This window comes from Roseibium sp. AWQ4_254, from assembly GCF_056161025.1.
In genome coordinates, this window is sequence record NZ_JBSWYH010000006.1 from 22,622 (window position 1) to 37,372 (window position 14,751).

The following is a 14,751-nucleotide window of genomic DNA, read 5'->3' on the forward strand; positions in this document are numbered from 1 at the left end:
CGCAAGGCCCTCTGGCCGGTCCCCCGCCGCAAGCCCTCGTGCTCGCTTCAGGTCTCCCGCTTTTTGGCAGGACACCCCTGCCCAACCGTTTTCATCCCGGCACGCCGATCCCGGCGCTCCGGACATCGTCAACCTCAAACCATCCGAAACCCGAGAAAGGACAGCCACGTGCCTTAGAGCCATGGAAGGAGTAATGAAATGATGACTTTTCTCGACAAGATCCGCGGGCGGACCCGCGTATTGATTTCCGAAAACGAACGGGCGCTGCACCTTGTAAAAGGCGAGCTCCAGGGCATTCTGGGGCCTGGCGAGCACATTCTGGCCAAGGGAGACGGCACGCTTGTGGTCGACCGGCACCCGCTAACGCAGCCCGAGTTCAAGTCCGGATATGAGAAAGCGCTTTTCGACAAACTCCCGGATGTGGCCAAAAAGCACCTGACCGTTATCCGGACGGGCCCCGGCGAAGTCGCCATCATCCAGCGGGACGGCCGCCTGCACACAGTCCTTGGGCCTGATACCCGGCTGGTTCTGTGGACCGATGCCGGACCATGGACCCATGAGCTGGTCGACACGGAGGCGGAACCGCAGCTGCCACCGCAGCTGATGCGTCGGCTGGGCGAGGCCAAGCTCGGACAGCACTACGTGGTTGTTCCGGTTTCTGAAGGTAACGTTGCGCTGCTCTTTCTTGACGGCGTGCTGGTCCGGACCCTTGCGCCCGGCGTGCACGGGTTCTGGAAGGTCGGCCGGACGGTGACCCAGCGGCTCATCAACATGATGCGCCAGAACCTGGACGTCACCGGTCAGGAAGTCCTGACCCTCGACCGGGTCACGATCCGGATCAACCTGTCTGCGGATTACCGCGTGGTGGACCCGGTGAAGGCGGCAACCGAGATGAAGGACTTCACCGTCACGCTGCACCGGGCCTTGCAGATGGTGTTCCGCAAACAGCTGGGCGCCATGAAGCTGGATCAGATCCTGGAACGCAAGGGAGAGGTCAACGCGGATGCGACCGCTCGGATCAAGGCTGATATGGCCGAGATCGGGGTGGAGATCTCCGACATCGTCCTCAAGGATGTGATCCTTCCGGGCGACATGCGCGAGATCCTGAACATGGTGGTGACGGCTGAAAAGGAAGCCGAAGCTAACGTGATCCGGCGCCGCGAAGAAACCAACGCGACCCGTTCGCTGCTGAACACTGCCAAGGTGATGGCCGAAAACCCGGTCATGCTGCGGCTCAAGGAACTGGAAGCGCTGGAAGCCATTGCCGGAAAGGTGGACCGCCTGACGGTCCACAACGGCACCGGCGGCCTGATGAACGACCTCGTCAAGCTGCGGGACGAACCGGCAGCTTGAGGGCAAAACGGCGCGGAGCACTCTGCGCCGTTTTTTGCCGTTTGGGGGCCATTTTCCCGGCCCCTCGCCCCTTCCGGACTGCCCCCAAGAGCCGCCTAAAATGAAACAGCGCCGGGCAAGGCGCGACACCCAATTTAAAAAAGTGATCAAGAACAATGACTGACGATAAAAAAATCTCAAAACAAATGTCTTTCTGGCTGCGCCACAAGCCGGAGGATGCCGGGCTTGACCTGAGCCGTGCCGGCTGGGCCGATGTGGCCGCTCTGCTGGAAGCGCTCAACAAAAAGGGCCTTGCCTGTGACAGGGCCAGGCTGACCGCCCTCGTTCAGACCAACGACAAGAAACGGTATGAATTTTCCGGAGACGGGCACCAGATCCGGGCGAGACAGGGTCATTCCGTCTCTGTCGATCTGGGCCTTGCCCCGGTCCTCCCCCCGGACCGTCTTTTCCACGGTACCGCTGAGCGGTTCTTGCCTGCGATCCTTAAGGATGGGCTCAAGCCGATGAAACGGCATCATGTGCACCTGTCCGGCGACACAGACACCGCCCTGAGCGTTGGCAGGCGCCATGGAAAGCCGGTGATCCTGACGGTTCAGGCCGGTGACATGACCGCAAACGGGCATGTGTTCTACCGGACAGACAACGGTGTCTGGCTTGCCGCCACCGTTCCACCCGGTTTTCTCGCCCTGACATCAGACCCTCGTTGATCTGGCGCCAGATCAACGGAACCGGAGACCGGTCCAGCACCTGGGATGGTTAAAGAGTCTAACGCGTGCAAACGCTGTCAAGCGGCCTTGTCTCTTGCGTTGACATCTCTGAGGTCAGGCCGCGAAAGACACATCCAATCAAAAGCCATTTGCTCCAAATCCAGAACGCGAAGTGCGCTGAGGCCGCTTCAACAGGCCCCTTTTGTCTCGCCCCGCAATAAAATAATATTTTGCTTTCCATATTTGGATGCCTAATTTAGAAAGTAATATCTTTTCATATTGAGGTTCCCATGTCTGTCTTTTCGCCTGCGCGGCGGCCCGCCACCGGCAGCTCTCTCACCACATCCCTGTTCACGCCGGGCCGGATCGCCAGCACGCTGGCGCTCATTCTGGGTGTCGGCTCCCATGCCTTGAACGGTTTTGTGACAACAGCAGTTCTGCCGGACATCCTGCGCGACCTTGGCGGTCAGGACCGGGCTTTCTGGGTCTTCAGTTCCTTTGAAATCATGGCCCTTCTGGCGGGATGCCTGACAGGGGCGGCCAAGATCCGGCACGGGGCACGGCTGCCCTTTCTCGCCGCCACCTGCCTTCTGGCGGCCGGATCAGTCCTGGCCGGTCTCAGCCCGTCTTTGGAATGCCTGATCGCCGGGCGGGCGCTGCAGGGCTTTGGGGAAGGCATGATTGTCGCGCTGTGCTATTCCCTGATCCCGGACCTGTTTCCCGCAGCGGCCGCCCCGCGTGTCTTCGCGCTGCTGGCCGGGGTCTGGGCGCTCGCCGCCGGAATTGGCCCGGTCTCGGCCGGAATGCTCACCGAGGCCTGGTCCTGGCGGGCAGCTTTTCTTGTCAACATACCCCTGACCGTGGTTCTGTTCCTCTTGATGAATTCGGCCCTGCCGGAAACAGCGCCCGCACTGGGCCGTGCCGCTCACGGAACATCTGTCCGGTCAGGCCCCCGGCTGCCGCTGCGCCTTGCACTTTTGACCCTCACCGTTCTTCTGCTGACCCTGATCGGAAACATCCATGAGCCGCTGCCACTTGCCGCAACCACCCTCACCGGTCTGGCAACCGCCGCACTTCTGCTGAAACTCGACCGGGGCAGCCGCCCGCGCCTCTTCCCGAAGGATGCATTCAGACCCCGGACCCTGATTGGGCTGGGCACCTGGATCGCGTTCCTGATGTCCGCAACCGTGGCCGTGCGCGCCCTCTTCATGACCACATTTGGGCAAGTCTTCTGGGGGCTTGGCGTCACCCAGGCCAGATATGTCGCCGCAAGCCTGGCATTTGCCTGGTCCTTTTTCGCCTGGATCTCGTCCCGTGCGCCGTCCCGGGCCCGGGAACTCACCTATCTCGTCACCGGTCCCGTGCTCGTGAGCGCCGGGATGGTGCTGACTGCCGCAGCTCTTGTGGTGGCCTCCTTGCCACTGTTTGTGCTGGCTGCGCTGGTGGCCGGAGCCGGTCACGGCCTGTACAACCAGATCCTGCTGCGCAGCCTGATGTATTCTGCGCAAAACACGGAACGGGATCTGGTCTCCAGCATCCTCCCGGCCCTGTCTTCTGCCGGAATTGCGATCGGCGGCGGTTTTGCCGGTCTCATTGCCGTCTTAAGCGGGCTCGTGCCTCCGGAAACCGGCACACTGGTGACCCATGAGGCCATCGCCCGGTCCGGCCCCGTCGTCTTTCTCATCCCGGCAGCCCTGTCTCTCCTGCCCGCCGGGGCCATGCTGGTGCTGCGGCACCGGCTCAGACAAGAAGAGCGGGCAACAGCGCAAAGTGTGACGTAGCGGCATTGACGGGTGCGCGGTCTGCGCCGACACTGGGGCACGTTCAATGCAAAGGATTGCCTGACACATGGGATTTCCAGCCGCGCGCGTGACCGATATGACCGCCTGTCCGATGATGACCCCCGCCGTCGTGCCCGTGCCCCATGTGGGCGGTCCGATCATCCCGCCCTGCTGCCCCAGGGTTCTCACCGGCAAGATGCCCCAGGCCCGGGTCGGGGATATTTCTGTCTGTGCGGCGGGCGGCCCTGCCACCATCATCACCGGGGCCTGGAATGTTCTCGTCGGGGGCTCGCCGGCGGCGCGGATCACGGACAAGACCAACCATGGCGGCATGATTGCGACCGGCTTCGTCACCGTGCTGATCGGCACGTCTGCGGGAAGCGGTGGCGGCAGCCCGGCCGCCGGTGTGACAACGGGGCTGGGCGCCGATGTGGATGATCTGGTTGCCCTCTCCCCCAGTTTGAGCGCCAAGGTGGACGGCCTTTTGCAGGATGGCTGGACAATCGAAGGGCGCGATGGCGGCGGCTCGGCCACCAACCGCGCTGAAAAGACGATGTATATCGACACAAGCGAAGGACGGTCGGCGGAAGACCAGGTCAGGAGCCTGTCCCACGAGGCCGGGCATGCGGCCTTTGACACCGGACCAGCTGTGCCCCCGGACGGCCTGACCCGCGAGGAATATATCGAAGCCAACACAAATCAGCGGGTGCGCGGGGAAGGGGAAGCAACGCTTTCCAACATCGAGGCGCGCAACGAAATCGCCGCCAATGGCGGGCCGGATATCGGGATCTCCGGCAATTCGGACAATCACGCCGATTATCAAAGATCCTATGAAGACTATCAAAGGACCGGGGACCGGGAAGCCGCCAGAGAGGAAATCGGCGGCACCTTTCTGGACGGCGAGACAACCAGTACAACCAATGAATCTTACAGGGATTTCTACGAAAGGCAGTACGGTGCGCATTATGACCGGGCGCAGAACTAGCGCTTTTTTCAAAACGCTCACCCTTTCGTTCCTCCTGCCGATCTGCGGAGCAGCCATGGCCACGACAAAATTTCAGGATCTGCGCAAGACAGTCGAAGCAATTGCACTGGAAAAGACACTCGACCCGGACCGCCTCGGGGTGCTGCTAACCGGCGAGTTCCAGCCGACCCGCAAGATGACGGCCTATCACCAGACCTATGAAGGCAAAATGGCGCCCGGCTCGCTCTTCACCGGCTGCGAGTTGCGCTATCCGAAATCCCCCAAGGCCAAGAGCGCCGTACTTGTCTGCCAGCTGTCCCCGCAGGTCCAGGTGCACCAGAGCGAGGTGGAGGCTGCCTATAGAGGCCATGTGGATTTCACCCCCTCGCCCGCCAGCGGGCTTGCGGGCGATCCTGCCTACCTGTCCGTGTCGGACGACACGACAAAAATCAGCTTCGGCTTTCCCGGCAACACGGAGCGGGCCTCCGTGGTTGTTGTCGATATGAAGATCCAGTGAGCCAGTTCAGAGCGTACCGCGTTCATGCGGATTGAAGTCATTTAGTCTTTTTGCATGAGAAGCTATGATTTCAGTCCGCCAACGGCAAAGCCACACCCAATTCAACGCGGATTGTTTTAAAATCCCGTCAGCCCACGGCTGAGCCATTGTGACTTCGGAATTTCATTGCCGATCCGGAAACCAAATTTTTCCACCCTTGTTACGCCGCTGTCGGTTTCACAGCGGAACGACACGTCAAACCAGCGCCCGAGGCTGCGGAACGCCGCCCGGCGGGGCTCCAGAACAGTGCCACCGCGCGGCCGGAAGCTGGGCAAAAGCTCTGGCGGCACCGCGCTGGCCGCGCTCAACTGGGCGCGCAACTCCGTCATGCATAACAGATTGAGCCGCTGGCCCTCTGGCATGCCGCGCATGGCGGTGCGGGCGCGCTGGTCCCCGAGAATGTCACTGGAATAAAGCTGGCGCGCAGCGATCAGATTGCCACCGCCGCCACCGCCCGACGGGGCCTCCCGGCGCTGACCGCCGCCGCCCTGCCTTTGGCCCTGTCGGCCCGTCTGGCGACGGGAGGGCGCTGGCGGTTTCAAGGCGGGCACCGCCGCCGTCACAATGGGGCCGACGGTTCCATAATCCTCCGGCGCGATCTCGTCTGCCTCGCCGACATTCACCTCAGCCCCGGTCCCCGCGTCCCCGGTTTCCTGCGGCTTCACTTCCGGAACGGGCAACTGTGTGCTCGCGGTCCCGCTTTGCGGCCCGGCCAGCGGGTCCACCTCCTCTGCCAGATCCGTCTCCGCCTGGTCTTGCGACTGAACCTCGTCCTGCACGTCTTCGCTTGTTTCTGGCGGGGGCTGAGCCGCAAGATCCTCCGGCGCGGCGTCTTCCGTGCCCTGATCCGTCTCCCCGTCAGCGGCCCCAGCAGCGCCAGACTGCTCCCCGGCATCCGCCTGGCTCTCCTGTGCAGGCTCCTGTGTGGTGTTTTCCGTCACCACCCCGGGCGCCTCGGCCTCCGGCCCCTCGCCCGGCGGCACATCGGCAGGCGCACTTTGATCCTGGCTGGTGGTTTCAGCATCCGGGGCCGTGTCCTGCGGTTCGGCCAGCGGTGCGTCGGAAGGCTGGGCCGGAGCACTGTCCTCTTCGGCAAATTCCTGCACCGGCTGCATCACGGAGGCTGCCGGCCCGGCGTCAGCGGTCTCTGCCGGCGCGGGCGCAGGTTCTTCTTCAGGGGCCGGTTCGGGCTCTGGCTCTTGCGGTTTTTCTTCTGCCTGCTCCTGGAGTTGCTGCCGGGTCTGCTCCGGCGGCACTTGCTGCTCCTGCTCCTGCGCTTGATCCTGTGGCTGGTCCTGCTCCGGGGGCTGGTCCTGCGCAGGTGGCTCTTCGGCGGCTGGCGTTTCCTGCTGCGGTTCGGGCGGTGTTGTCTCTTCCGGCAGCTGCAGTTCGGGCACCGGGACAATCTGAACGTCAATCGGCGTCTGGCCCGGCTGGGTTTCGTAGCCGGAGATCTTGCCCAGCAGCACCAGCGCCACCAGACCATGCAGCAAAATGGCAGCCAGCAGACCCCAGACAAAGTCCAGCCGGTCAGTCGTTCCCGGATCCGGCACCGGCCGGTTCACATCTGCGGTTATCGTCAAAAGACGCCTCGAACAGAGACTGTCAAAAAGGGCATATCTTCCAGAGCACTTCCAGCCAGAACAGACAACGGTTTCACATCCGAAAGTGCGCAAAACCACTCAGAGCGAGCCGTTCTGCCGGGCCATAGCCTGCTGACCGGGTCTGACGCCCGTCCCCAGGGACGCCTGTTTCAAGCACCCACTTGGAGCGATTCTGGGGCAACTGCCAAGGGGGGGGCCCTGATCCCCCGAAAATCGGGACCAAAGGAAAAGTGCAGGAAGAGAGACCCGTCTTCAGGGAAGCACAGGCCCTGACAGTCCGGCTGACAACCTCCGGACGCGGGACCGGAAGGCGGAAACGTCCACCGCCTTCCCTTAAAAACAGCCTGATAGCGTGCCGTGTTCTACCGGGAAACCGGTTTGTCATTCGCGGTGAACTCTCTGAGTTCAGATAGCGAAAGACAAATCCGGTGACACGCGATGGGCGTTAGCTGTCGAGGAACGAGCGCAGCTTGCGGGACCGGCTCGGATGCTTCAGCTTGCGCAGCGCCTTGGCTTCGATCTGGCGGATACGTTCCCGGGTGACCGAGAACTGCTGCCCGACTTCTTCCAGCGTGTGATCAGTGTTCATGCCGATGCCGAAGCGCATGCGCAAAACGCGTTCTTCGCGCGGCGTCAAGGACGCCAGAACGCGGGTTGTGGTTTCGCGCAGGTTCGACTGGATGGCCGCGTCGATGGGCAGAACCGCATTCTTGTCCTCGATGAAGTCGCCCAGATGCGAATCTTCCTCATCGCCAATCGGCGTTTCGAGGGAAATCGGCTCCTTGGCAATCTTCAGAACCTTGCGGACCTTTTCCAGCGGCATCTGAAGCTTTTCAGCCAGCTCTTCCGGGGTCGGCTCGCGGCCGATTTCATGCAGCATCTGGCGCGAGGTCCGCACAATCTTGTTGATCGTCTCGATCATATGGACCGGAATCCGGATGGTGCGGGCCTGATCGGCAATCGAACGTGTAATGGCCTGCCGGATCCACCAGGTCGCATAGGTGGAGAACTTGTAGCCGCGCCTGTATTCGAATTTGTCCACCGCCTTCATCAAGCCGATATTGCCTTCCTGGATCAAATCGAGGAATTGCAGGCCGCGGTTGGTATATTTCTTCGCAATGGAAATCACGAGACGCAGGTTGGCCTCGACCATTTCCTTCTTGGCGATGCGTGCTTCGCGCTCGCCCTTTTGCACCATGGCCACGATGCGGCGGAATTCGGTGATTTCAAGGCCCGTTTCGGTGGCGAGCGTCTGGATTTCCTGACGCAGTTCGCGAACGGTTTCCTTTTCCTTGGCAATGAAGTTTTTCCAGCCACGGGTGGACAGGTTTGCCACCTTGCGCAGCCAGTTCGGGTCCAGCTCGGCCCCCTGATACTGTTTCAGGAAGTCGGTCCGGTCGACATTGTAGCTGTCGGCCAGACGCAGGAGGCGGCCCTCATAGCCCATCAGCCGCTTGTTGATGTCGTATAGCTGGGCAACGAGAGCATCAATACGGTTCTGGTTGAGCGAAAGGCTTTTCACATCAACAATGATGTCTTCCTTCAGCTTCTTGTAGCGGCGCTCCTGGCTCGGCGACAGGGTCTTGTTGGCCAGCTTGTTTTCAACCAGCTGATCCTGCAGACGGCGCAGCTTCTTGTAATTGTCGGCGATGTTGTCGAACGTTTCCAGAACGCCCGGCTTCAGCTCGGCTTCCATGGCGGACAGAGAGACATTGGCCTCGAACTCGTCGTCGTCCTCTTCGCTCTCGCCTTCCCCGCCTTCGGCTTCCGTGTCTTCGGAGGCACCGCTCTCGGCCGCCTTTTCCCCGGACTGCTCGCCCGGCGCCACATCGTCGTTGGCCACGGCAGGCCCCGCCTTGGCGTCCGGACCGGCGTAAGTGGCTTCCAGATCGATAATATCGCGCAGAAGCACCTGGGCTTCGTTCAGTTCGTCACGCCAGATGATGATAGCCTGGAATGTTAGCGGGCTTTCACACAGCCCCGCGATCATGGCTTCCCGACCCGCCTCGATACGCTTGGCAATTGCGATCTCGCCTTCGCGTGACAGAAGCTCGACCGAGCCCATTTCGCGCAAATACATGCGCACGGGGTCATCGGTCCGGTCGGCCGGTTCCTTTGCCGTGGTGGTCTTGGCTACGGCGGTGGTATTCGCTGCGACCAGCTCACCCCCGTCCACTTCCTCCGGTCCCTCTTCCGCCTCTTCGGAATCGATCACATTGATGCCCATGTCCGACAGCATGGACATGGTGTCTTCAATCTTCTCCGAAGAAACCTGCTCTGACGGCAGAACCTCGTTCAATTCATCATAAGTGACATAGCCGCGTTTTTTGGCGGCCTTTATCATCTTCTTGACGGCTGCATCCGAGAGGTCGAGCAGCGGGCCGTCCGGGCCGTCCGCACCTGATTCCTGCGTCTCGTCTGCTTGTGTCGCTTTCGCTACCATATCGTGCTCCAGTTCGTGGCCCAAAAGGCCACGCACGCCCCATTACCGGCTTAAAATCAGCTCAACTCCAGCGCGCCAGCATCTGTTGCGGCCGCGTCCGGAAGAATCAGTTTGAATAGATTTGTAAGCCGTGTCCCTTAAGTCCCAATTAACCGTGTCCGCATCACCATTGACAAAATTCTGAATCAATGACGCTCACAGCCTTCTTTTTCAGAGCTTCCAGACCGGGAAGCGCCGAGCGGTATTCAACGGGTTTGCAGCGTTGTTCAGACTATCTGCCGCCAGCTGGCTTTGAGCTGCGGCGCTTTGAGGGCTGCAAAACTTCTATTTAGCTCGGTGAGCGTGATTCGCAAGCCTGATTCGTCATTGGTCAATCAGAAAATGCACTTTTTCTCGGCTCACACACATGTTGCAGAGCCTTCCACTGCAAACGAAGCCTGTCCGGCGGGATCCCGTCTGGCAAGCCAGGCCCTACTGGGCCGCGGCCATCGGCGGGGCGGATCTGATTTTCTTTGCCCGTTCAGCAAGATCCGCTTCGTCGCGGGCGCACTCCTCCCGACGGCGGCTCAAATCCTGGGTGAGCGCCTGAATGCGCGACCAGGACTGCTCGTCCAGTTGCTCGTCCGCCTCGGCCAGTTCCCCCGACAATTCCTCTTCCAGCGCATTGAGCTCCAGAAGATCAAGGAAATGAACGAAAGCGGCTTCGACAAAATCCTCAGGCGGGTTGGATTTCAGAAGCGGGAAACGGTGGTTCAAGGCAAAGAACTCTGCCTGGCGTTGCTCCTGCAGGCCGATCGTCTCCAGCATCATCTCTTCCATAATGACGCGCAGCGGCTCCTCAAAACCCGAAATGAGCTCGGCCACAGGCGCGTCTTCCAGATCGTCGACAATGCGGCATAAAATGTCCCGCACCTGCCGGTGCAGTTCGTTGGTGAAAGGCAGGCGCGAAAAGCGCTCGAAATTCTTGTCGAGCAAATGTGGAAAGCGCAGGCCAAGGCCCAGAACCAGCCGCTCCGTTCCAAAGTCATTGCTGGCGGCCACCCGCTCCCGCCCCTCTTTCAGGGAGGGGGAGGTTTCCGCGCCCTTGCCCCCCTTGCCCCCTTTCCGGCTCTGGCGGGCCTGTTCGAAAAACAGGTTCGACAGCTTGAATTTCAGATCCAGCTGATAGCGACGACGCACCCGCTCATCGCGGATGGTCGCGATTAGATCATCGAAACGCTTTTCCAAGGCGGCCTTGCGCTCCGGCGTGTCCAGCCGCGACACGGATATCTCACGCTCCCAGACCGCATCAAACAGCGCCTGCGCCTTGGCAACTTCCTCCTGAAAGCCGGTCAGCCCCCGCTGCTTGATCAGATCATCCGGGTCCATGCCGTCCGGCAGAAAACAGAACTGGAACGAATACCCGCTCTTGAGCACGGGAAAAATCCGGTCAATCGCCCGGTGGGCAGCCGAGACCCCAGCCGCATCACCGTCAAAGCAAATCACCGGTTCAGGCGCAAATTTCCACAGGCGCACCACCTGGTCTTCAGTGAAGGCCGTGCCCAGGGAGGCCACCACATGGCGGATGCCTGCCTGCCACAGCGCTATGGCATCCATATAGCCTTCCACCACGACCGCCTCCCCGGCCTTGAAGGCTGGTTCGCGCGCCCGGTGGGCGTTGAACAGCATCACCCCTTTGTGAAAAAGCGGCGTTTCGGGGGAGTTCAGATATTTCGGCTGACCGTCGGGCAAAAGCGTACGCCCGCCAAAGGCCACCACCCGGCCACGCTCGTCATGGATGGGGATCATCAAGCGCCCCCGGAACCGGTCATAGGCCGGGCGCCCGTCCTCCGGCTTGATGGTCAGCCCGGCTTCCACCATGGCCGCTTCCGGCACGTCCCGCGCAGCAAGATAGGACTTCAGCGCATCCCGGCTGTCCGGCGCAAAGCCAAAGCGGAATTCCGACAGGATTTCCGGGGTCAGCCCCCTTTTTTGAACATAGGAGCGGGCTCCGGCCCCACGGCCACCGGCAAATTCGGCCTGGAAGAACTGGGCGGCCATTTCACAAATATCGGCCAGCCCGGCCCGTTTTTTCTCTCGCCGGGCGGCTTGGGGATCTGGCGCCGGCAGCGCAACGCCTGCCTGTTCGGCAAGCCGTTCAACGGATTCAGGAAAGCTCAGGCCTTCCGTCTCGCAAAGAAACGTGAAGTGGTCGCCGGAGGCCCCGCAGCCAAAACATTTGTAGCGGTTGCGCCGGTCATCGACATGGAAACTCGGGCTCTTCTCCTGATGGAACGGGCAGCAAGCCCAATAATCCCCTTTGCCCGGCTGGGTCTTGCGGCGGTCCCAGGTCACCCGGCGCGCGACAATATCCGACAGGGTCAGCCGGGCGCGGATTTCATCAAGGAGACGCGGTTCAAAACGCATGTTCGGATCGGTTTGCCAGGTTCATTGGGTTGAGCAGGCTCAAAGAAACATAGCCGACCGGCGGTGCCGCTTACCGCCGCCGGGGGTCTCCCAAAATAAACAGTCTTCCCCGCCCACGCCAGAGGGATGGGCCCTTAGGTGTCCCATTTTGGATGACCTGTTGATAGAGAGCCTTCCCACCCATTGGTGAAAAGGCATGTTTGGCGAAAAGGCTTGGGCCCCTGCCAAGCTCCGCCAGATGTTCCAGGGAGCGGCCGGCGTCAGTCCGTGCCGGCTTCATCCCCCCCGGGTTTGGCCTGGCTGCCATTTCCGTTGGCCCGGAGCATGTCCTTGACGAAACAGGACGCCTGCACAAAATCCATCTTACCCGGATAGCGTGCCTTCAGCTCGCTCATGCAGCGCCCGATGTCACGCAGGCCATGGGCATCAATGTCCTTGAGCGTGCTCTCACACAGATCCCGGATCTCGTCATCGCTCAGCTGAACAGGCAGGAATTCCCGCAGGATTTCCTGTTCCTGCCGCTCCTGTTCGGCCAGGTCCAGCTGACCTCCGGTCTCGAATTCCTCCGCAGAGCTTTCCCGCTGGCGGACCATCTTTTGCAGGATCTCGACAATTTCCGCCTCACCGACCCCGTCCCTGCCATTCTCACGGGCAGCCGCTTCCCGGTCTTTGACGGCTGTCTGGATCAGCCGCAAGGTTGCGCACCTGCGCTTGTCGTCTCCAGCCTGCGCTTCTTTCAGCGCAGCATTGATTTTGTCGCGCAATTCATCGCGCATGGTTCACCCTACCCCTGCCGCACTGAGGCCGCGAGTGCACGGGCACTCTTTTCAAGCGGTCAGTCAAGCCTTTGAATTTTAATGATCTTTTTTCAACGGATCAATATTGACGATCCAAGCCGCTTCCCATAGAGTCCCGCGCTTAATGCAGGCGGCCAGATGCAGACTTTTCGGCCTGCCCCAGACGCCTTTCCTGCAGCGCATGATGTCACCAACAGACTCTGGATACAAGACATGACGACTGCAGACGCATGGTCTGAGACCCCGGCGACCGCCCTGCTTTTGCTTTCCGACGGGAGCATCATCAAGGGCCAGGGCCTTGGCGCCACCGGCCAAGCCGTTGGTGAGATTTGCTTTAACACTGCCATGACCGGCTATCAGGAGATCCTGACAGACCCGTCCTATTCCGGCCAGATCATCACCTTCACCTTTCCCCATATCGGCAATGTCGGCACCAATGACGAGGACATTGAAACCGTCAACATGGCGGCTGACAGCGGCATCCGGGGCGTTGTGCTTGCGGCCGGTATCACCGATCCGGCCAATTACCGGGCGGCGCGACATCTGGACACCTGGCTCAAGAGCCGGAACCTGATCGGCATTTGCGGCGTGGACACACGGGCCCTCACCGCCCTCATCCGCGAGAAAGGGGTCCCCAACGGGGTGATCGCCCATGCACCGGACGGAAGATTTGATGTGGACGCGCTGACGGCAACGGCCGCCGACTGGCCAGGGCTGGTGGGCATGGATCTGGCCAAGGACGCTTCCACCACCCAGTCCCATTCCTGGTCCCAGACCACCTGGGCCTGGGACAAAGGCTTCGGAGAAGCAAAAGGCGGCCAATTCAAGGTGGTTGCCATCGACTTTGGCATCAAGCGCAACATTCTGCGCCTTCTTGCCGATGCCAGCTGTGACGTGACCGTTCTTCCGGCAACCGCCACTGCCGAAGACGTTCTGGCCCACACCCCGGACGGGGTGTTCCTGTCAAACGGTCCCGGCGATCCGGCAGCGACCGGCACCTACTCCGTCAGCATGATCAAACAGGTGATCGATGCGGGCGTTCCGACATTCGGGATCTGCCTCGGCCACCAGATGCTGGCGCTGGCGCTGGGCGGGGAAACGATGAAAATGCATCAGGGGCACCACGGCGCCAATCACCCCGTGTTCGATCACACCACAGGCAAGGTGGAGATCACCTCGATGAACCATGGCTTCGCCGTGGATGCCAAGAGCCTGCCGGATAATGTCGAGCAGACCCATGTCTCCCTCTTCGACGGCTCGAATTGCGGTCTGGCAATGAAAGACAAGCCGGTCTTTTCTGTGCAGTACCACCCGGAAGCCTCCCCCGGCCCCCGGGACAGCCACTACCTTTTCCAGCGCTTCACCGACCTGATGCAATCGGCAAAATCAGCCTGACAAAACGGGCCGGGAGCAACGCGTCTTTGGAAGGCCAATTCAGCAGACGCGGGCACCGGTTCGTATCCGCCTTTGCAACTGTCTGCAGGGTGAAAGCAATTGCGCAGCTTTGCCTTCAATGCTCCCGCCAAAGCGCATGACGCGGCCGGTCATGTGGTACTGAAAACGGTCAGTGCCGCCGTGTCTTTGAAGAGAGCCGCATTCATCTGACGTCAAACCAGTTTGCCTTTTGCATTGACAAATCTGGTTTCAGGACGCGCAAGGCAAATCAGATTGAACGCGATTTGCTCTATGGCGAGGGAACGTGTTGTTTTTCTGAAGCATGCGCTAAAAGAGTGGATGAAGATGATCATAAACCCGATCAAGTCATTCCCAAACAAATTCAGAAAACCGACGCAACTCTTCTGAAACACAAAGATATCTTCCAGTGCAAGACGCTGAACTGAATCCTGATCCACGTTCATTTGATGGATCAACCACTCAACGCCGCGACAAACACTCCTGCAAAACCGGGCAAAATTAAGCAGCAGCGCGATACGAACGCAGGCTCAGGCAAGATCTCTCCCGGTTCAGAAAGGCCTCCAAACCGGTCAGGTGGGTCCATCAGGTGAGAGTGGCAGAATAGAAAAAGGCACCGCAGCCCGCACCACCTCGGCGCAAACAAAAGACAAATCAGCCTGAAAGGAAAGAATATCTCAGCCCGCAAGGGTGAAAGCTTGCGAGGCTATCCCAAAGAGGCTCCCCC

10 protein-coding genes are annotated in these 14,751 nt (G+C 60.7%); 6 read left to right on the forward strand and 4 right to left on the reverse strand.

Annotated elements, in window-relative coordinates; all coding sequences use genetic code 11:
- Window positions 1–201 precede the first annotated feature (201 nt).
- The 5 genes from ACXAIC_RS05920 (at window position 202) to ACXAIC_RS05940 (ending at window position 5,322) form a co-directional block, all read left to right on the forward strand.
- Window positions 202–1,353 (forward strand): slipin family protein, encoded by a 1,152-nt coding sequence (locus ACXAIC_RS05920; protein WP_475174987.1) that lies wholly within the window; start codon window positions 202–204, stop codon window positions 1,351–1,353.
- A gap of 155 nt (window positions 1,354–1,508) precedes the next feature.
- Window positions 1,509–2,060: an RNA 2'-phosphotransferase gene (locus tag ACXAIC_RS05925; protein WP_475174661.1), complete on the forward strand. Its 552-nt coding sequence runs from the start codon at window positions 1,509–1,511 to the stop codon at window positions 2,058–2,060.
- A 290-nt stretch (window positions 2,061–2,350) separates the two neighbouring features.
- Window positions 2,351–3,841, forward strand: coding sequence for an MFS transporter (locus ACXAIC_RS05930; RefSeq protein WP_475174662.1), 1,491 nt, complete (start codon window positions 2,351–2,353; stop codon window positions 3,839–3,841).
- 67 nt (window positions 3,842–3,908) lie between these two features.
- On the forward strand, window positions 3,909–4,826 hold the full coding sequence (locus tag ACXAIC_RS05935; RefSeq protein WP_475174664.1) for a PAAR domain-containing protein: 918 nt from the start codon (window positions 3,909–3,911) through the stop codon (window positions 4,824–4,826).
- A gap of 55 nt (window positions 4,827–4,881) precedes the next feature.
- Entirely contained in the window at window positions 4,882–5,322 is a 441-nt protein-coding gene (locus ACXAIC_RS05940) for a hypothetical protein (RefSeq protein ID WP_475174667.1), read from the forward strand.
- Between the two features lie 116 nt (window positions 5,323–5,438).
- On the opposite strand, the gene ACXAIC_RS05945 is transcribed toward ACXAIC_RS05940, so the two are convergent.
- The 4 genes from ACXAIC_RS05945 to ACXAIC_RS05960 form a co-directional block, all read right to left on the reverse strand.
- A complete protein-coding gene (locus ACXAIC_RS05945) occupies window positions 5,439–6,944 on the reverse strand; it encodes a DUF930 domain-containing protein (protein ID WP_475174670.1) in 1,506 nt (501 codons plus the stop codon).
- A 466-nt stretch (window positions 6,945–7,410) separates the two neighbouring features.
- Window positions 7,411–9,408 (reverse strand): RNA polymerase sigma factor RpoD, encoded by a 1,998-nt coding sequence (rpoD, locus tag ACXAIC_RS05950; protein WP_475174672.1) that lies wholly within the window; start codon window positions 9,406–9,408, stop codon window positions 7,411–7,413.
- A 471-nt stretch (window positions 9,409–9,879) separates the two neighbouring features.
- Window positions 9,880–11,814, reverse strand: a complete 1,935-nt coding sequence (gene dnaG / locus ACXAIC_RS05955) for a DNA primase (protein WP_475174674.1) — start codon at window positions 11,812–11,814, stop codon at window positions 9,880–9,882.
- A gap of 260 nt (window positions 11,815–12,074) precedes the next feature.
- Window positions 12,075–12,578 (reverse strand): GatB/YqeY domain-containing protein, encoded by a 504-nt coding sequence (locus ACXAIC_RS05960; RefSeq protein WP_475174989.1) that lies wholly within the window; start codon window positions 12,576–12,578, stop codon window positions 12,075–12,077.
- Between the two features lie 246 nt (window positions 12,579–12,824).
- On the opposite strand from ACXAIC_RS05960, the gene carA reads away from it, so the two are divergent.
- Entirely contained in the window at window positions 12,825–14,006 is a 1,182-nt protein-coding gene (carA, locus tag ACXAIC_RS05965; protein ID WP_475174677.1) for a glutamine-hydrolyzing carbamoyl-phosphate synthase small subunit, read from the forward strand.
- The last annotated feature ends 745 nt before the right edge of the window (window positions 14,007–14,751 follow it).